17 protein-coding genes are annotated in these 16,665 nt (G+C 57.5%); 12 read left to right on the plus strand and 5 right to left on the minus strand.

The features are described 5' to 3' along the window. Positions 1-284 precede the first annotated feature (284 nt). The 5 genes from I6I12_RS05880 to I6I12_RS05900 all read left to right on the plus strand — a co-directional run bounded on the left by I6I12_RS05880 (position 285) and on the right by I6I12_RS05900 (position 4,571). Positions 285-1,418 (plus strand): sensor histidine kinase, encoded by a 1,134-nt coding sequence (locus I6I12_RS05880; protein ID WP_234288185.1) that lies wholly within the window; start codon positions 285-287, stop codon positions 1,416-1,418. Continuing rightward, positions 1,415-2,092, plus strand: coding sequence for a response regulator (locus tag I6I12_RS05885; protein ID WP_005325032.1), 678 nt, complete (start codon positions 1,415-1,417; stop codon positions 2,090-2,092). Before I6I12_RS05880 ends, I6I12_RS05885 begins: the two co-directional genes overlap by 4 nt. A gap of 73 nt (positions 2,093-2,165) precedes the next feature. Next, positions 2,166-3,080: an ABC transporter ATP-binding protein gene (locus tag I6I12_RS05890; RefSeq protein WP_005325031.1), complete on the plus strand. Its 915-nt coding sequence runs from the start codon at positions 2,166-2,168 to the stop codon at positions 3,078-3,080. After that, positions 3,077-3,823, plus strand: coding sequence for an ABC transporter permease (locus I6I12_RS05895; RefSeq protein ID WP_005325030.1), 747 nt, complete (start codon positions 3,077-3,079; stop codon positions 3,821-3,823). The genes I6I12_RS05890 and I6I12_RS05895 overlap by 4 nt, the downstream gene beginning before the upstream one ends. A 4-nt stretch (positions 3,824-3,827) precedes the next feature. Further along, positions 3,828-4,571 carry an ABC transporter permease gene (locus I6I12_RS05900; RefSeq protein WP_005325029.1) on the plus strand — a complete coding sequence of 248 codons (744 nt, stop codon included), beginning with the start codon at positions 3,828-3,830 and terminating at the stop codon, positions 4,569-4,571. A 140-nt stretch (positions 4,572-4,711) separates the two neighbouring features. Here I6I12_RS05900 and I6I12_RS05905 read toward each other — a convergent pair whose 3' ends face one another. Then, complete coding sequence (locus tag I6I12_RS05905) at positions 4,712-6,190, minus strand: RNA polymerase sigma factor (protein ID WP_200288989.1); 1,479 nt, start codon at positions 6,188-6,190, stop codon at positions 4,712-4,714. Between the two features lie 200 nt (positions 6,191-6,390). Beyond that, the gene (gene ppgK, locus I6I12_RS05910; protein WP_023021402.1) at positions 6,391-7,149 is read right to left on the minus strand and encodes a polyphosphate--glucose phosphotransferase; all 759 of its coding nucleotides are present in this window, start codon (positions 7,147-7,149) and stop codon (positions 6,391-6,393) included. Between ppgK and I6I12_RS05915 the strand changes: the two genes are divergently transcribed. Together I6I12_RS05915 and I6I12_RS05920 are read left to right on the plus strand one after the other, a co-directional pair. Further along, positions 7,148-8,035 (plus strand): inositol monophosphatase family protein, encoded by an 888-nt coding sequence (locus tag I6I12_RS05915; protein ID WP_200288990.1) that lies wholly within the window; start codon positions 7,148-7,150, stop codon positions 8,033-8,035. The two genes, ppgK and I6I12_RS05915, sit on opposite strands and share 2 nt — an antisense overlap. 112 nt (positions 8,036-8,147) lie before the next feature. Then, entirely contained in the window at positions 8,148-8,438 is a 291-nt protein-coding gene (locus I6I12_RS05920; RefSeq protein ID WP_023021404.1) for a DUF4193 domain-containing protein, read from the plus strand. 121 nt (positions 8,439-8,559) lie between these two features. Here the strand turns inward: I6I12_RS05920 and I6I12_RS05925 are convergent, their stop codons facing one another. Beyond that, complete coding sequence (locus I6I12_RS05925) at positions 8,560-9,096, minus strand: DUF3093 domain-containing protein (RefSeq protein WP_200288991.1); 537 nt, start codon at positions 9,094-9,096, stop codon at positions 8,560-8,562. Between the two features lie 64 nt (positions 9,097-9,160). Between I6I12_RS05925 and dut the strand changes: the two genes are divergently transcribed. From dut to dxs, 5 genes are all read left to right on the plus strand, one after another. After that, a complete protein-coding gene (gene dut / locus I6I12_RS05930; protein ID WP_086587552.1) occupies positions 9,161-9,634 on the plus strand; it encodes a dUTP diphosphatase in 474 nt (157 codons plus the stop codon). A 48-nt stretch (positions 9,635-9,682) separates the two neighbouring features. Next, positions 9,683-10,630, plus strand: coding sequence for a DUF3710 domain-containing protein (locus tag I6I12_RS05935; RefSeq protein ID WP_200288992.1), 948 nt, complete (start codon positions 9,683-9,685; stop codon positions 10,628-10,630). Positions 10,631-10,647: 17 nt separating this feature from the next. After that, positions 10,648-11,376, plus strand: coding sequence for a DUF3159 domain-containing protein (locus I6I12_RS05940; RefSeq protein ID WP_023021408.1), 729 nt, complete (start codon positions 10,648-10,650; stop codon positions 11,374-11,376). Next, entirely contained in the window at positions 11,369-12,592 is a 1,224-nt protein-coding gene (locus tag I6I12_RS05945; protein ID WP_023021409.1) for a class I SAM-dependent RNA methyltransferase, read from the plus strand. Before I6I12_RS05940 ends, I6I12_RS05945 begins: the two co-directional genes overlap by 8 nt. A gap of 128 nt (positions 12,593-12,720) precedes the next feature. Then, positions 12,721-14,646, plus strand: coding sequence for a 1-deoxy-D-xylulose-5-phosphate synthase (gene dxs, locus I6I12_RS05950; protein ID WP_023021410.1), 1,926 nt, complete (start codon positions 12,721-12,723; stop codon positions 14,644-14,646). Positions 14,647-14,667: 21 nt separating this feature from the next. On the opposite strand, the gene I6I12_RS05955 is transcribed toward dxs, so the two are convergent. Together I6I12_RS05955 and I6I12_RS05960 are read right to left on the minus strand one after the other, a co-directional pair. Beyond that, positions 14,668-15,912 carry an HRDC domain-containing protein gene (locus I6I12_RS05955; protein WP_200288993.1) on the minus strand — a complete coding sequence of 415 codons (1,245 nt, stop codon included), beginning with the start codon at positions 15,910-15,912 and terminating at the stop codon, positions 14,668-14,670. A 1-nt stretch (position 15,913) separates the two neighbouring features. Further along, the gene (locus I6I12_RS05960; protein ID WP_232212620.1) at positions 15,914-16,507 is read right to left on the minus strand and encodes a DUF3000 domain-containing protein; all 594 of its coding nucleotides are present in this window, start codon (positions 16,505-16,507) and stop codon (positions 15,914-15,916) included. Positions 16,508-16,665: the final 158 nt, after the last annotated feature.

Here is a 16,665-nt window from a genome sequence, read left to right on the forward strand (position 1 = left end):
GTTGTTCTACAATGTTGCTCGTGTCACAGTATCCCAAGCTGCCAGCTTGTGTCTCAGATTACATGCGATGAAATTCAATTAACTTTTGGTTAGTAGAAGTGGGGGTGCTTTTTTAAAAGGTAGATGCGTATTCGTGCCCCAGAGCGGGGCGCAGTTTTCCTACCTTTGGCTTCCCGAATTTGTGGGGAAGGAGGTCTATCTAGACCCGGCCTTGGATAAAAATGGCCGACGGAATCGTACTCAGGCATGACTACTTAACTCGTCGAACCGGATAGCGTAGAGGCGTGGAAGTCTTTTCTGATAGGCGAATGATTCGTGACCTTGCGGTGTCGCTTTTGTGCGGAGCGGCGTCTCTCATCGGTAGGGACCTGATGTCCCGGCCGCTCTTTGACTACCTGATTATCGCCTTGGTCGTGCTAATGCCAATTATAAGCAGGCGGTGGCCGCGCCTGGTGGTCTTCGTTGCATCAATGGTGCTCTTCGCCAGCCTTTTCCAGGTGGAACTCACTGTAGGCATCATAATCCTTGCGGGGCAGGTCGCCTACATTATTCGCCGCAGGCTGGAAGATCCCCTGCGTCGAATAATGACTATAGGGATGCTTGCTGCGGACTTTATCGGCGTATTTTGGGTGAGCCAAACGGTACAGGAAGCAGCACAGGATATTGCACGGCGCCTTTTCGTCGTGGGCTGGAGCCTACTGGTCCTTGCGGTATGCATGCTTGTGGGTGAACTGCGTAGGAGAGCAAAGGAAGAACGCACACGGGAGATTTCGCGTGCTCTAGAGAAACAACGCCTGGAATTCGAGAAAAGCTCGACGGAACAACGGGCGTTTATCGCACGTGAGATCCATGACGTCGTCACGCACTCGCTATCGGTCATAGTTGCCCAGGCCGATGGGGCGCTCTACACCAAAGACACGGAAGCGCAAGAAGAAGCTTTGAAGTCTATTTCCCGCGTGGGAAGGACCTCTTTGAGGGAGATGCGGGGAGTCGTGGGCTTGCTGCGCACAGGGGAAAAGCGCGGCACTCAACCGATGGCGGGATTCGGTGATCTTCCAGAACTCATTAACAGCGTTAGAAGCGCTGGCATTGCTGCGGGATATCGCTGCACAGGAACGCCACCTGAAGAACTTTCCGCCGCGACGTCACTAAGTCTGTACCGAATTGTCCAAGAGGCTTTGACCAATGCGAACAAACATGGTGGCGGGCAAGCGGACGTACTAGTCGAATGGCTTGAAGGTATCGTCCGCCTTGAGGTGCGCAATGGATATATGGGTGATGCTCGAGGCGAGGGACATGGCATTGCTGGCATGAAGGAACGAGCGGAATTGGTTGGAGGAACCTTCCAACAGCGCAGTGATGCTGGCACATGGATAGTAGAAGCAGAGTTACCCACCGTAGGAGGAAGTAAGCAATGAAAGTCGGATTGGTAGACGACCAGGTTCTCTTCCTGCACGGGATTGCCCAGATCATTAGTTCGCAGCCAGACATGGATGTTATCTGGCAAGCAAACGATGGCGAAGATGCGCTGACCCAATGCGCGGCCACGCCTGCTGATGTGGTGCTCATGGATGTACAGATGCCTGTCCGCGATGGAATTAGCGCCACTGCTGAGATCGCATCCACTCTTCCAGAGACGAAGGTCATCATTCTGACAACCTTCGATGACGAAGACTATGTAGTAGCCGGGCTGCGAGCAGGAGCGAGTGGCTTCGTGCTCAAGGACGCAGAGCCAGAGGAGCTACTAAGCGCGTTGCGCACTGTCTATCGCGGAGACGCGGTAATCTCACCCCGCGCCACTAAGCGCCTTGTCCACAGTATGAGGGATGATTCCACGGACACGCTGAGTATTAGCGGCGCAGACCGTCGGGTACTTGAATCGCTGACTGCCCGTGAACAAGAAATCCTTGAAGCAATCGGGATGGGATGGTCAAACACAGAGATATGTGAGCGGATGTTCATCTCTATGCCGACCGTCAAGACGCACGTTGGACGAGTGCTCGCCAAGACGAGTTCTAGGGACCGTGTACACGCAGCCCTTTTCGCCTATCGCACAGGAGTTGTCTCCCGTGCTGACCTGCTTAGCTCCTAATACCCCGGTATGACTCGCAAAATCGTGCCTCGCGGCGATGTGCGGCGTAGGCGCGCCGGGCAACGATTGAGTTATGAGCACAGAATATGTTGTCGAAACTCAGGGTTTGACCAAGGAATATAAGGGATTCAAGGCCGTCGACGGCCTTGATATGGCAATCGGCCCCGGTGTCGTTCACGGTTTGTTGGGGCCGAATGGTTCGGGCAAGTCCACGACCATGAAAATGCTTTTGGGTCTGGCAAAGCCGACTGAGGGAAGCATCAGTTTGTTCGGCGAGCCTTTCGGGCCTAAGACGCGCAGCCGGGCCTTGGCCCGCACCGGCTCGCTCATCGAGCAGCCTTCGGCCTATTTGCACCTCACCGGGCGAGAGAACTTGCGCATCGCTGCGCGGCTTCTACGCGCTGAGGCAGAAGACGTCGATCGCGCAGTGCACCTCGTGCGGCTGGAAAAGCAGCTGGACAAGCAAGTAGCGAACTATTCCTTGGGCATGAAGCAGCGCCTCGGCATCGCAATGGCTATGATTCGTAACCCGCAGCTTCTGATCCTTGATGAACCAACGAACGGTCTTGACCCTGCCGGCATCGAAGAGATTCGCAATCTCATCGTCAGCCTCGCTGCCGATGAGGGGCGAACGGTATTGGTTTCGAGCCACCTTCTCTCGGAAATCGAAAAGATGGCTAGTGAGCTGACCATTATCAATCGCGGGCAGTTGCTCTTCCAAGGTACAAAGCAGGAGCTTTTCCATTCCCAGCCGCCTGAAGTCTTTATCGAAACCCCGAACCCCGAGGAAGCGGCGCAAGCACTCGCGGGTATCTCAGTGCGCTTTGTAGAAGGTGGCATTCGGGTCCCGAACTTAAGCGAGCGCGACGTCGCGGGGGCTTGTACGCAGCTCGTCAACCATGGCGTGCCCATCTACCAGGTGCTAAGAACGCACCGCAGTCTCGAAGAGATCTTCATTTCGATTACGGGACGAGGTGGCTTGCAATGATGTTGCAGAATGAATATGCCAAGATGCGGCATACCCGGATGCTGCCGCTAGCCCTTGCTGTCACGCTCGCCATCGTTGCCTTTTCCAGTATGAATCTGGTGGGTGAGCACACCGCCGAACAATTTCAGCAAGATCCGCATAGTCAATGGGGCGGACATCTCCTTGGTTACATCATGGTGACGGCCTTCCTCACTCCGGTGCAGGTGGCATTGCTAGCCAGCCGCGCAGCCGATGTAGAGCATCTCCACGGCGGCTGGCGGCTTAATTCCATCGCCGGATACCGCCGCGGTGGTCTGCTCCGCGCGAAGTTCGCAGCTTTAGCCCTTGTCCTAGCCGCAGTAAAGGTAGTTGAATTGCTCGCGGTCTTGACCACTCCATTCTTCCTTGGCGCACAGTCGATTGATTCACCCGGCACATGGGTTCTCACAGCAGCTGGTCTATATGGAACCTCGTGCGCACTGATGGCGATTTTCTTGTGGCAGGCAGCACGCGTGGAATCCCAGCTCGTGGTGCTCAGCACTGGGGTAGTAGGCGGCTTCCTCGGTGTGGCAGGAATGCTTTCTCCAACCGCGGTCACGCTCATTAATCCCTTCGGTTACTACGCAGTCTTATCCCCATTTACCTTCCGCCCCGAAGGCCTGGTGAGCATCGAACCACTGTGGATTCCATGGGCACTGTTCATCGCCGTTGTAACCGTCATCTTCACCGTGCTTTGTCGCACGCTTGACTCCCAGGAGGAATAAGTTCATGTTTGCTATCGACCTGCTGAAATTTCGACGCTCCTACGTATGGGCTGTCATCTTCCTCGTGCCGTCTATAGCAGTCGGCATTGGTGCCGCGAATTATCACGCTAACTTGGCGTCACTTAATGCCGGATGGGCAAGCTATCTTTCCCAAGCAACGCTGTTCTACGGCTTAATCTTTATGACTGTGGGAGTGGCCATCATCGCTGCAGCTGCCTGGCGCCTGGAACACCGCAACCACAATTGGAACACTATTTTGACCTCACCGCGCTCGGCGGGAGAAGTAGTCGCGGCCAAGCTTTTCTCCATCATGGTCCTCATCGCGCTAATGCAGACGGTGTTCATCGCGCTGGCCTTAGGCATTGGACGCGGCTTAGGAATACAGGGAGAGATTTCGCCTCTCAACTTGAGCGCGCTGTTCTTAGCAATCATCCCGGCGTTCGCAGTCGGGGCCTGGCAATCCTTTTTCTCGATGATCTTTCGCAGCTTTGCCACGCCCGTGGCGATTTCACTTGTGGGCGCGATTGTCTCAGTTGGAATTCTCTATAGCGGTATTCGGCTCATCCCGATGCTGCTGCCACCGGCTATGGTTACGTCGACGATTTCGCTCGGCAGTACCGCCTTCGGCGCAGATGATACTCCTGATGTGCGCGGTATCGCGTTCAGGATGGCTGTTTCTATCTGTTTCGTCATCGGAGCTTGGATTGCATCTGTTGCCTGGCTGCGAACCCATGACGTTAAGGCTTAGGACTCATCCTTGGGACTCTTGCTTGTGCCACAGATGCAAAATGCCCTCGCGTCCCTCCGCACCTTAGAGCTAACGGGGGAGGCGAGGGCGGCGTCGGCAAGCGTGTGCGTCTTGTCGCTTGCCTTGGCAAGCTTGGCCTCTTAGTCGAGGTAATCGCGCAGTACCTGGGAACGAGAGGGGTGGCGCAGCTTCGACATGGTCTTGGACTCGATCTGGCGAATGCGCTCGCGGGTAACGCCGTAGACTTGGCCGATTTCGTCTAAAGTGCGCGGCATGCCATCGGTCAGTCCGAAGCGCAGGCGCACCACACCGGCTTCGCGCTCGGAGAGGGTGGTGAGCACGTCCTGGAGCTGATCCTGCAGGAGGGTGAAGGAGACGGCATCGACCGCGATAACGGCTTCGGAGTCCTCGATGAAGTCACCTAACTGGGAGTCGCCTTCGTCGCCGATGGTCTGATCCAAGGAAATGGGCTCGCGGGCGTACTGCTGGATTTCGAGCACCTTTTCCTCGGTGATATCCATCTCCTTTGCCAGCTCCTGCGGGGTAGGCTCGCGGCCCAAGTCCTGCAGCAACTCGCGTTGGATACGGCCCAGCTTGTTGATGACTTCCACCATGTGGACCGGGATGCGGATGGTGCGGGCCTGATCAGCCATGGCGCGAGTAATGGCCTGGCGGATCCACCAGGTGGCGTAAGTGGAGAACTTATAGCCCTTGGTGTAATCGAACTTCTCCACCGCGCGGATAAGGCCCAAGTTGCCTTCCTGGATGAGATCCAAGAAAGCCATGCCACGGCCGGTGTAGCGCTTGGCCAAGGAAACCACCAGACGCAGGTTGGCCTCCAGTAGGTGGTTCTTGGCCTTGCGGCCATCGCGGGCGATGCTGCGCAGGTCGCGCTTTTCCATGGGGGAGAGCTTGGCAGCCTTATCGCCTTCGGCGCGGGCTTTTTCCATCTCATCCATGCGGTGCTGTGCGTACAGGCCAGCCTCGATGCGCTTGGCTAGGGAAACCTCTTGCTCGGCGTTGAGCAGGGCGACCTTACCAATCTGCTTGAGGTAGGCACGAACGGAGTCAGCAGAGGCAGTCAGCTGCGCATCCTTGCGTGCCTGGCGCAGTGCAGCGGATTCTTCCTCGTCCCAGACGGAGGAGGAGTCCTCCTCTTCGTCATCGCCCTCATCGTCTTCGTCCAAGTCCTCTTCGAGGTCCTCGTCCTCGAGGTCTTCACCGCCTGCGAAGTCATCATCTTCCTCGATGTCCGCATTGGTGGGATCGAAGTCGACGTCTTCGTCGTGCTCGTCCTCGTCGAGCTCTTCATCTACCTCCGGCTGTGCTTGCTTTTCGGACTCAGCGGGGGATTCCTGCTTTTTCGCCGCGGACTTGCGGACCGTCTTCTTCGTGGCCTTCTTAGCAGACTTTTTAGTGGTCTTCTTGGCCGACTTCTTAGCGGTCTTTTTCGCAGTCTTTTTGGCTGTTTTCTTAGCGGTCTTCTTGGCCGTCTTTTTAGCCGTCTTCTTCGCGGTTTTCTTTGCCGTCTTCTTGGCGGTCTTCTTTGCAGGAGTAGATGCCCCGGCGGCGTTTTCGCCCTCGCCGAGTGCCTGGTCTGAAGATTCAGTGGCTGCCACGTACGCCCTTTCGACTTACTTCTTGATTAAAACAGCTCAGTGCGCCCTAGCTGGGCGCTCGTCCATCACTGTGATGTTAACGCGCTGTGGCCTTATGCAGGCCAGACACGCCTTAGAGCTATTTAACTTAGGATCGACCGCCCAGTATAGAGGATCTTTCTACTCTGCCGGTGGATAGGGTCACCAGCAGTGCATAAATTTTATGGTTTCAAGCCCTCTACCGCCGCCATTGCGGCACCAACAATCCCTGCACGATTGCGCAATTGTGCAGGCATGACGGGGGTGGCAATGTCAAGGTGCGGGCCCCACTTTTCAAACTTGCGCGAGATACCACCCCCAATGAGGAAAGCCTGCGGGTTAAAAAGCTTTTCATACTCCGCAAGGACCTTATTTAACCGCTTAGCCCAGTGCTTGTACTTGAGCCCTTCGCGGTCCTTGACGGCCGAAGATGCAATCCTTTCGGCTTCATCATCGCCCACCAGCATGTGCCCTAGCTCGGTATTGGGAAAGAGCTGACCATTCAAGAAGAAGGCCGAACCAATGCCGGTCCCCAGAGTCAAAAAGATTACGGAGCCCTGCTTGGCGATGTCCTCTCCGTAGGCAACCTCGGCTAGTCCCGCCGCGTCGGCGTCGTTAAGCACGGCAAAATCCGCATCCAAGTAATCAGCGAATAGCTCTGTAGCATTAATGCCAATCCATTCCTTGGAAATATTCGCTGCCGTTTCTACCTCTTGGTTGCGGACAACGGAAGGCAGGGTAATGCCTACTGGGCCTTCCCACTGCTTTTCCTGGATGATCTGGGCTACCACCTTGGCAACATCGTGCGGAGTCGATGGCTGCGGCGTGGCGATTTTCATACGCTCGCCCACGAATTCGCCGGTGGCAAGGTCCACCTCTGCGCCCTTAATGCCCGAACCGCCGACATCGACGCCAAAAGAATGTCCAGAAAGAGTAGTCATGCCCGACAGTGTAGAAGAAGGCACAATAGTTGGCATGACTGAGCACATCGATTTTCTCCAATTGCGGGATTTTGCCGTCTCTACCGCCACGCGAGCGGCCGAACTAATTGCCGCCCGGCGCGCAGAGCTTGTCGCCGGTGATGGCATCGCGGCGCATACCAGCACCAAGTCCAGTGATGTGGATCCGGTAACTGAGGTCGACACCGCCACAGAGGAATTCATTGCCACCACCATTCGTACCCAACGCCCAGGGGATGGAATCTTTGGGGAAGAAGGCGCCAATGTGGAATCCACCAGCGGTGTTACCTGGATAGTGGATCCGATTGATGGCACCGTAAATTTCCTCTACGGGGTGCCGGATTTTGCAGTTTCTATCGGTGCGGAATATCAGGGGCGCCTGGTAGCTGGCGCGGTGGTCAACGTGGCCCGCGGGCGCACTTATGCAGCCGCGGCCGGTCAGGGCGCCACGGTCACCGGCCCGGACGGGAAGGCGCACCCATTGCAGTGCGCCCACACCAAAAATCCCGCGTTGGCATTGGTAGCCACTGGCTTCGGATACGATGCCCAACGGAGAGCAGCGCAAGCCGAGCTGCTCACCAAGCTCTTGCCCCAGGTACGAGATATTCGCCGCATCGGTGCTGCCGCGCTGGATTTATGTCGCGTAGCTGAGGGCACGGTTGATGCCTACTTTGAGCACGGCATCAATGCTTGGGATTTTGCCGCCGGGGCAATTATTGCCCGCGAAGCAGGCGCGGTGGTGCACCATCCAGGCTTTGAGAAGGGGTCTGCTCAGGGCGAACTTACCTGGGCCGCGGGGGCAGATTTGGCCCCCGCCTTTGAGGAACTTTTGGCAGCACACAACGCCACAGGCGCGTTGCGGGGGTAATAGTTTTCCACGCTAACGGCCGGTGAGATGACATCTAGCCATTTGTGCTTTACTATGCGCGATCGATAATTACCCATTCCTTAAAGCAATTTGACCATTAGGGGCGTGCATTATGGCCACCGATTATGACGCACCGCGCCGGCGCGCGGAAGATGAACTCGAAACTGACTCCCTAGAGGGGCTCAAAGCCGCTGAAAGCGACAACAACGGCATGGACGATGACGGAGAAATCGTCGAATCGTTCCAGCCGCCAACAGTTGACCTTACCGGTGAGGAGCTCAATGTTGAGGTAGTTCCCCGCCAAGAAGACGAGTTTACCTGCGGCTCTTGTTTCCTAGTGCAGTCCAATAAGCGCTATTCCCACGATGAGGATGGCCAGCCTATCTGTAAGGACTGTGCTTAAAGGAAGTCGCAGCAGTAAAGAAACCCCGCACACGGCAACTTGCTTAAAGCCGAGTGCGGGGTTTGGTGTTGTGGCCGCCTCGAATCTGCCGGTTCGAGGATGCCTACAAAGTCTTTAAAATTTAGTGCTGTTCCGGCAGGAAGGCATGGAGTAAAGCTTCTGGGTCCTTCGAAGCGATGAGCCAATAAGGGGTATCGTCCTCAGGATCATTGAGCACCATCATGGCGTGCTCATCCATCCAAGCGTGGGAGACCAAGAACGCCGCGGGATCGAATTGCGGGCCTAGCGCATTACGCCGTGCAGATTTAGGAACCGTGATAGACCGCGAGACCACGTCGTTGGGTAGTTGGGCGTCTTTGACTGAGAGCCAACGCGTTCCGTCTGGGTCACGCTCTACCACGATGACCGTATTGGACCACGTAATAAGTACCCACACGGCGATGGCGCCAAGGAGTATTGCAGGAATAATGGTCCACCACATGGAGCGGTTTAGCCCGGCGGTAGCAGAAGTAAGTGCCACGATGCCGGCGGCAAAAAGCCAAAAGTACCAAGGCACCCATTGGCGTTCACGGTAGAGCACCTGAGGGGCCATCGTGCCCTGCGCAGAAGCGGAGCTCGACGGTGCCGGAGTTGCGGAAGAAGCAGATGTATCAGACACGTCTAGCTAGTCTAGTCCACACGCACCGCAGAATGAACCTGCTAAGGCAGGTAGGATTGGCCAGGTGACTGACTCGTTTCCATATTCTCAGCCAGAAAGCCCTTTCGGCGATATTAAAGTCAAGCGTCTAGACAAGGAGCTTCCGCTGCCGAAACGCGCCCATCGCGGCGACGCTGGTGCGGACCTCTACGCAGCAGAAGCACTTACGTTGCAACCCGGCGAGCGCGCCCTTGTAGGCACCGGGATTGCAATTGCGCTGCCACTAGGAACAGTCGGTTTGATTCATCCACGGTCCGGGTTGGCTGCTAAACAAGGGCTTTCGGTAGTTAATACTCCGGGGACAGTGGATGCTGACTACCGCGGGGAAATCAAAGTCTGCCTTATCAACCACGACCGGCATACCCCAATCGAAATCGAACGCGGAATGCGTATCGCTCAGCTCGTGGTCCAGCGCGTTGAACTAGTGGGATTTGCTGAGGTCGAAGAATTGGATGACACCGACCGGGGAGCCGGTGGCTATGGCTCTACCGGCGTGTAGCTAAAGCAATAGAGACTTAACGAAACTTCTAGAAAGGATGTAGCAACCATGGGAATCTGGCCCTTTGGCAAGAAGAACGAGGATGCGAAGAAGGAGCAGGCAAAGCCTGCAGCAAAGGGCGAAAAGCCGGTGGGCCCCGAGTCCGTGGATAAAGATGCCCAGGAATCATATCCTCCGGTAGAAGATACCGCAGCCGATGCCGCGGCCGCTTCTGGCAATGAATCACGCGAATTTGCCCATGACGCTATCAACGGTCAGACCGGCCCCTTTGATGGTGACTCCGTAGATATCGAAACTTTCGATTTCAGCGACTTTTCCATCGGCATTTTAGATTTGGGCTCTCTGCGCATCCCACTGCCAAAGGAATCCCAGGTACAAGTAGAAATGGGCGAGCAAGGCCCGCGGATGCTGCACATCGTAACCAAGGTGGGCCGAATTACCCCCGTAGCCTTTGCCGCCCCACGCAAGCCGGGCCAGTGGGCAGAATCCGTCGAGGAGATCAGGGAAGGCATGAGCCGCGACGGTCTCACCGTTACTACCGAGCCAGGCCCGTGGGGTGCTGAGGTCGTGGGTAAAAACGACAATGGCCAGGTTCGCGTCATCGGTGCAGATGGCCCACGGTGGATGCTGCGCATGACGCTGGCGGCACCGGCAGGAATGGAAGCTGACCTGGCAGAAATGGCCCGCGAGGTAGCCGCGCGCACCTTTGTCTACCGTGGAGAAGACCCCATCTTGGCCGGAAACGCTTTGCCGGTCATCATGCCCGAGCAGCTCGTAGAGCAAGTCAAGCAGGCCATGGACCAGCGCCAGCAGGAGCAGCAGGCAGCCGCTAATGCCCAGAACCACCCAGAAAACGGCGTTGGCGGTCCAGACCCTGCAGCAGAAGCAGAGGCGGAACAGCACTTGCGCGATTTGGGCGGCACCCCACAGGAGGGGGAGAATGGATCGTCCCCGCAGGACCCCGATGAGGGTTCTGCACCTACTTCCAAAGACTAGGCAAAGCAGTAAACCACGTGACACATTCTTCCTCGCCGCAGTCCTCCCAGGACGCAAAGAACCTTGACGCTAATGAGTCTCAAGCCGAACCCACCCTATTGGAACAAATGGGTGGGCTATCCGGGCTCGTTTCCGCTACCTTGCCGGTCCTTGTGCTGATTCCAGTCAATAACTTTTTTGGGCTGGGCCCAGCCCTCGGAGCGGCGCTTGGTGTAGCCGTTGCTATCGCTATCTGGAGGGTGCTTCGCAAAGAGACCCTTCAGCCAGCCATATCGGGGCTTTTGGGCGTCGCTCTGTGTGCGGCAATCGCCTGGTTTACCGGTGATGCCAAAGGGTATTTCTTGTACGGTATCTGGATGTCGTTGGCGCTATGCATTGCCGCCGTACTCTCGATCCTATTCCGGTGGCCCGCGGTGGGCGTTATCTGGAAGGGGATTAACGGCGAGGAAATGCAGTGGCAGAAGATTACCCCAGCGCGCCGGGCCTATGCCATAGCTACCGGTGGGTGGGCGGTAATCTTTCTCGCCCGTTTTATTGTCCAGCGCGCCATCTATGATGCCGATGCAACTACAGCATTGGGAGTGACCAGAATCCTAATGGGATGGCCCCTGACCCTTCTGGTAACGGCGCTTACCGTGTGGATGGTGCGGCGCGCGGACACAGCTGTGGAGGAAGCTACAGGCGCGGGTGAGCGTACGCAGGCACAACCAGAACCACTACAAGAGGCCGAGGTAGAAAATGACTGAACCTACGATTAGCCGGGGCGATATTCTTGAGGTGAGAATTGACCGCATGGCACACGGCGGGGAAGGAATCGGCCAGGCGCCTGATGGGCGAGTTGTATTTGTTCCACGCGCATTTCCAGGAGACGTCGTTAAGGCTAAGGCCGGCCGAGTCAAGAAGTCGTTCATTAAGGCGGACCTGGACAGTGTAGTGACCCCGGGTGCGCTGCGCGTGCCATCGTCGTGCCCAGCTGCGGAACAAGGGGCAGGCTGCTGCGATTTTGCAGAGCTAGATCCTGCGGCCGAAACTGGGATTAAGGCAGAAATCTTAGCGGAGCAGCTGCGCCGCACTGGCGTTAAAACCAGTGCGGGCCTAGACATTGAACAACACACCCTAGAGCCGGTGAGGGGCTGGCGCACTCGGGTTCGGTGGGGCGTCGACAAGCAAGGGCGTGCTGGAACCCGTGAGCGTCGGTCCAATGAGCTCGTTACGGCAGCCGCCTGTACGCAGCTGGCTCCGGGATTGGCAGACGGCCTCGTCGGAGAAGGCGCACGTCGTTTTACCCCAGGTGCAGAGGTCATTGCTGTTGTCGATGGCGCGGGAGACCGCCATGTAGTAGAAACCCGCAAAGCCCCGCGCGGACGCCGCGTAGAGACCATCCGTGAGGTGGTAGAAGGCAGCGGCCAAGTGCAAGAACATGTGGGTAGTAGGACGTTTAGCTTCCCCGCCACTGCCTTTTGGCAAGCCCATAGTCAGGCGCCGGCAGCGTATACCCAGCTGGTAACTGAGTGGCTCGGTCAACGTGAGTACCAGGAACGTACCGCCTGGGATCTTTATGGCGGCGTTGGGCTTTTCGTTCCAGCACTGGCAGCAGCCGTGCAGGGCAAGGTCATCTCCGTGGATTATTCGCCAGCGGCAACGGCAGCGGAGCAGCCCTGCCTGGCGGACTGCGATGTGGAACTAAAATCCGCGAAGGTGGAGCAGGTTGCTGCGCAGTTACCTAAACCAGGCGCTGTAGTCCTCGATCCCCCACGCACCGGCGCAGGCAAAGACGTGATTCGTTCCGTGGCGGCCGCTGCACCCCAAGCGGTCGTGCACGTGGGATGTGACCCAGCCACCTTTGCTCGCGATCTGCATTACTGGGACGAACACGGGTACGGGATTGAAAAAATGGCGCTCATTAACGCGTTTCCCGGAACGCATCACTTCGAAACGATTGCGCTCATTACCCCTGCCTAATGCGCCGCATAGGTGCCCAGGCGCGGCCGGGTACGGTGCCGCGCCCTAGCCGGAATATAATATTCACCGCCCGCCGCGGGTACGGTAGAAAAGAAGAACTAAGCACAGAAGGAGTTGAAGGCCGCTCCATGACTATCTTGGATACCATTAACTCGCCGCAGGATCTCAAGGCACTGTCCGCAGACAAGCTTGAAGAGCTTGCGGCAGAGATTCGGCAGCGTCTCATTGATAAGGTTTCCGTCACAGGCGGACATTTGGGTCCCAACTTGGGCGTGGTGGAACTGACCATAGCGTTGCACCGCGTATTTGATTCCCCGCGCGAGCCCATTATTTTTGATACCTCGCACCAGTCTTATGTGCATAAAATGCTTACCGGTCGCACCGATCAATTCGATACCTTGCGGCAAAAAGATGGTCTTTCGGGGTACACGGACCGCGGCGAGTCCGAGCATGACTGGACCGAGTCCTCGCACGCTTCGGCCTCGCTGTCTACGGTGGATGGCTTGTCAAAGGCCTTTAAAATCCGCGGCGATGGTCACCGCAACGTTATCGGCGTCGTTGGTGATGGCGCCCTGACCGGCGGTATGTGCTGGGAGGCACTCAACAATATCTCCGAGGACAAGGACCGCAATGCGGTGATTGTGGTCAATGACAATGGCCGCAGCTATTCGCCCACCATCGGTGGCCTCTCGGAAAATCTTGGTCGTATCCGCTCTCAGCACGGCTATGACGAACTTATGGAGCAGGGCAAGCGCCGCCTGAAACAAATGGGTTGGGTAGGCGAGCGGGCCTTCGATGCCCTGCATGCCATGAAAGAAGGCGTCAAGTCTACGGTCTTGCCAACCGAGATGTTCCCGGAACTAGGCATGAAGTACATCGGTCCCATTAACGGGCACGATATCGATAGCTTGGTGCATGCCCTGACCTATGCCCGCGATTATGACGGACCCATCATTGTGCATGTGGTTACTGAAAAGGGCCATGGGTTTGCCCCAGCCGTCAATGAGCCAAAGGATCAGATGCACTCAACCGGTGCTATTGATCCGGTCACCGGTGTGGCAAAAGGAACTAAGCAGCCTGGCTGGACCGCAGCTTTTTCAGAAGAGCTTGTAGCCGCTGCTGAAAAACGCGAAGACATTGTGGCCATTACCGCTGCCATGGCAGGGCCGACTGGGCTCACGCCGTTCCAAGAGCGCTTTCCTGAACGCTTCTTTGACGTGGGAATCGCAGAGCAGCACGCGATGACCTCCGCCTCTGGTCTTGCGCTCGGGGGTATGCACCCGGTCGTGGCGGTATATTCCACCTTTTTAAATCGAGCCGTGGATCAGGTCATTATGGATATTGCGCTGCTGAAGCTGCCAGTAACCATCGTGCTCGACCGGTCCGGGGTTACCGGTTCCGATGGAGCATCGCACAATGGTGTGTGGGATATGGCGCTGATGAGCATCGTACCGGGCATACACATTGCCGCCCCGCGCGATGGCGCGCGCCTGCGGGAGCTCTTACGGGAGTCGCTAGAAATCGAATCCGGCCCCTCCGTAGTTCGTTTCCCTAAAGGCAACCTGCTGCCGGATATGGATGCGGTAGAAACCTTGGGGGATGGCGTCGACATCCTCCACTACGGCGAAGCCGACGCTGGCGAGGACACCCCAGAGGTGCTTATCGTCTCTATCGGTGCCATGTCCGCGCGCAGCATCGAGGCAGCGAAGCTGCTCGGAGAGCAAGGCGTTAACGTAACCGTCGTTGACCCGCGTTGGGTTGTGCCGGTTCCAAGTTCTATTGTGGCACTCGCCGCTGACCACGATCTGGTGGTTACGGCAGAAGACGGCCTTGTACGCGGCGGTATTGGCTCCATGATTTCTGAAGCCCTCAGCGCAGCCGAGGTAAATACCCCTGTGCGCCGACTTGGCGTTCCGGGATACTTTCCTAAGCACGGCTCGCGCGGCGAGGTCCTAGAGGAATTCGGGCTTACCCCTGAACTTATGGCGGCCTCGATTAGCGAGTGGGTAGAAAACTTCACTGCTGATGCCAATGAGCTGGGAAATGAAGGCTAGGCCTGTCCTGATAAATATCTTCTAGAAAAGACCGTCCACGATAAGCGGGGCGGTCAATTCTATTTGCCATTCGCGCGCGCCTTCCCCGCGGAGAAACGCAGCGACGTCGTCTGGCTGGCGGATGGAACCGGCAACAGAATCAGGTCCGCGGTGGCGTTTATCAGCACGTACCCCTACCTTCGCCCATACTGCGGCGCGCACGGTGGCGGGGCGGATAATAAGCTCGGAGGACATTCCAAGATCATCGCCTAGTTCCGCGATGTCGGCGCGAATAGTTTGATATATCTCCCAGAGATCAGGGTAGTCCTTGGTCCAGATGGTCTTGGAAGGGACCGGATGCGGGGTACGGTGCACGCGAGGCCGCTGGTGCGGGGGAATGGCGCGCGCCTGGTTTAGCACCGCCATCCAGCGGGCGGTGGCCCCCTTGCGCCGGCGGGGAAAACCCTTGATGCGGGCCAAATCGCTACCAGAGGTGGGGAGAGCGCGCGCAATTTCTACCAGCGTCTTATTCGCTAAAACCCGGCCGGGTGCAGTATCGGTGCGCCGAGCTATTGCGTCCCGTTTGAGCCATAGCGCTCGAGCGGCGGCAAGCTGGCTGCCGTTGCGCAGGTTGGAGACTCCCTTTAGGTCGCGCCAAGTAGGTGGCTGCGGGTGAGTATCACCGGCATGCTCGCGGACAATGGAGGAAAATTCCTCTAGCGCCCAATCCATTTTGTCTTGTTCGGCCAAGATATCGCGTAGTGAATCGGCTAGCTCGAGGAGCAGCTCCACATCTAGTGCGGCATAGGCCTTGAGTTCCTCGCTGAGCTGCGGGGTTGACCAGTCAGCGTCGCCGTAGCCTTTTTCTAATTCGATATCAAAAAGCTCTGCAACCATTGTGCCCAGATTCGGGCGGTCGAAACCAGCGAGCCGCGCCGCTAGCTCGGTATCAAAGATGGAGCCGGGGAATAGCCCAAGCCACCCTAGGCAGGGCAAATCCGAATGCGCGGCATGAATTATCCATTCCGCCCCGTTGAGTACTGGGGCGAGGGCAGCGGTGAGCTCCGCGCGATGGCCTTCAGGGGCAAAAAGCATGGTGCCTGCGCCGCGGCGGCGAATTTGAACTACGAAGGCGCGGTCATCGTAGCGATAACCAGAGGCGCGTTCAGTATCGATGGCAAACGGGCCCGTACCTGCAGCTAGGCGTGCGGCGGCAGCGGTGAATCCATCCCGGGTAGCAAGGACCGCCGGGATGCCCTCTACCGGCCGGCTGCGCAATTCTGGCATTCTAGTGGCCGAGCTTGGTAACGCCCTCAGGAGGGAGGCCGGCAACGTTAGCCAATACCTTTGCAAAAGCCTGCACGTGAGGCGCCAGATCGAGGCCTTCAGCGGTCCACGAAGCACGCATTTCGATTTGATAGGCGCGCGGTGGGCCACCAATCTCCCCAAATCGAACGGACGCGGTAGAGGTGACGGTGCCACCCAAGTTGGTGTGGTCGGCGCCTTCCTCTTCTAAGCCTTCATTGAGCCACTGCCAAGCCACATCGGGCAAGAGCGGATCTCCTGCTACGGCATCATCCATATCGGCCTGAATATACGCCACAAGGCGCATAGCGCCCTCCCAGGCTTCCTCAGCACCCGGATCGTGGAGCAAGATAAGGCGGCCAAATGCATCGCCTTCCGCATCAGTGGGCACGATGTCTGGGTTGTCTTCGCCTCCCACCTCGAGGCCGATAGCGTGGCTAAACGGCGCAAGGCGCTGCGGTGGGCGAATGGAGCCCAGGGTTATCTCGGGGCGCAGGTCGGCCGCGTGCATTGACTCCACTGCTTGGGTGAATGCGGCGGGGGTAGCTGGTTCGTGGCTTTCCGCCTGCCTGTGCAAAGGAGTGGGGGCGGAAGCCTCGGCGCTGCGTGGGGTGGTCGATTCGGAATTGCTCACGACGTTCAAGCTATAGTTTCCCAGCCTCTAGCTGGGGGAGGCGCGCCGATGCGAGAGCGTGTCGGCATCCCCGCGGCGGGGGAAGTGACAAGGTTTCATAT

Source organism: Corynebacterium kefirresidentii (assembly GCF_016599755.1).
Taxonomy (GTDB): domain Bacteria; phylum Actinomycetota; class Actinomycetes; order Mycobacteriales; family Mycobacteriaceae; genus Corynebacterium; species Corynebacterium kefirresidentii.

Bases quoted from the DNA above. Each gene is read 5' to 3' on its own strand.
- I6I12_RS05955 (WP_200288993.1), bottom strand. From the start codon at position 15,912: ATGCCAGAATTGCGCAGCCGGCCGGTAGAGGGCATCCCGGCGGTCCTT.
- I6I12_RS05920 (WP_023021404.1), top strand. From the start codon at position 8,148: ATGGCCACCGATTATGACGCACCGCGCCGGCGCGCGGAAGATGAACTC.
- I6I12_RS05900 (WP_005325029.1), top strand. From the start codon at position 3,828: ATGTTTGCTATCGACCTGCTGAAATTTCGACGCTCCTACGTATGGGCT.
- I6I12_RS05895 (WP_005325030.1), top strand. From the start codon at position 3,077: ATGATGTTGCAGAATGAATATGCCAAGATGCGGCATACCCGGATGCTG.
- I6I12_RS05890 (WP_005325031.1), top strand. From the start codon at position 2,166: ATGAGCACAGAATATGTTGTCGAAACTCAGGGTTTGACCAAGGAATAT.
- I6I12_RS05915 (WP_200288990.1), top strand. From the start codon at position 7,148: ATGCCCGACAGTGTAGAAGAAGGCACAATAGTTGGCATGACTGAGCAC.
- I6I12_RS05885 (WP_005325032.1), top strand. From the start codon at position 1,415: ATGAAAGTCGGATTGGTAGACGACCAGGTTCTCTTCCTGCACGGGATT.
- ppgK (WP_023021402.1), bottom strand. From the start codon at position 7,149: ATGACTACTCTTTCTGGACATTCTTTTGGCGTCGATGTCGGCGGTTCG.
- I6I12_RS05935 (WP_200288992.1), top strand. From the start codon at position 9,683: ATGGGAATCTGGCCCTTTGGCAAGAAGAACGAGGATGCGAAGAAGGAG.
- dxs (WP_023021410.1), top strand. From the start codon at position 12,721: ATGACTATCTTGGATACCATTAACTCGCCGCAGGATCTCAAGGCACTG.
- I6I12_RS05945 (WP_023021409.1), top strand. From the start codon at position 11,369: ATGACTGAACCTACGATTAGCCGGGGCGATATTCTTGAGGTGAGAATT.